This is a genomic window from Streptomyces pseudogriseolus (genome assembly GCA_002154585.1).
Classification (GTDB): domain Bacteria; phylum Actinomycetota; class Actinomycetes; order Streptomycetales; family Streptomycetaceae; genus Streptomyces; species Streptomyces pseudogriseolus.
The window spans coordinates 1-817 of the sequence record MUNG01000767.1; the positions used below are offsets into that span (position 1 = coordinate 1).

1 protein-coding gene is annotated in these 817 nt (G+C 73.6%); it reads left to right on the top strand.

Annotation, left to right across the window (positions count from 1 at the left end; translation table 11 throughout):
- Positions 1-817 (top strand): metallophosphoesterase (locus tag CCN29_RS34650; protein WP_143661488.1); only part of this gene is annotated, 817 nt, incomplete at both ends.

Below are 817 nucleotides of genomic sequence, written 5' to 3' on the forward strand. Positions count from 1 at the left end.
GTGGCGGGCGGTTCGACCGCCGTCGGGGTCGCCGGGGCGGGGGACGGGCCCTCCCGGCGGCTGTTCGTCTCCCGTATCGTCGGCGGGGCCGCCGCCGCGGCCGCGGTCGGGACCGTCGGGTACGGGACCTACGGCGTCCTGCGCGGGCCGAAGGTCAAGCGGGTCACCGTGCCGCTCGCCAAGCTGCCCCGGGCCGCGCACGGTTACCGGATCGCCGTGGTCAGCGACATCCACCTGGGCCCGGTGCTCGGGCGCGGCTTCGCGCAGAAGGTCGTCGACACGATCAACTCGACCCAGCCCGACCTGATCGCCGTCGTCGGCGACCTGGTGGACGGCAGCGTCAAGGACCTCGGTCCCGCGGCCGCCCCGCTCGCCCAGCTGACGGCGCGTCACGGCTCGTTCTTCGTCACCGGCAACCACGAGTACTTCTCCGGCGCCGAGCAGTGGGTCGAGGAGGTACGCCGCCTCGGGCTGCACCCGCTGGAGAACGCCCGTACGGAGCTGCCCCACTTCGACCTCGCGGGAGTGAACGACGTGGCCGGCGAGGACGAGGGGCAGGGGCCGGACTTCGCCCGTGCGCTCGGTGACCGGGACCGGGCGCGGGCGTGTGTGCTGCTGGCGCACCAGCCGGTGCAGATTCATGACGCCGTCGACCATGGTGTGGATCTTCAGCTGTCGGGTCACACGCACGGGGGGCAGCTGTGGCCGGGGAATCTGATCGCGAGCGGGGCGAATCCGACGCTGGCGGGGCTTGACCGGTACGGGGACACGCAGCTGTATGTCAGCCGGGGGGCCGGGGCGTGGGGGCCGCCTACGC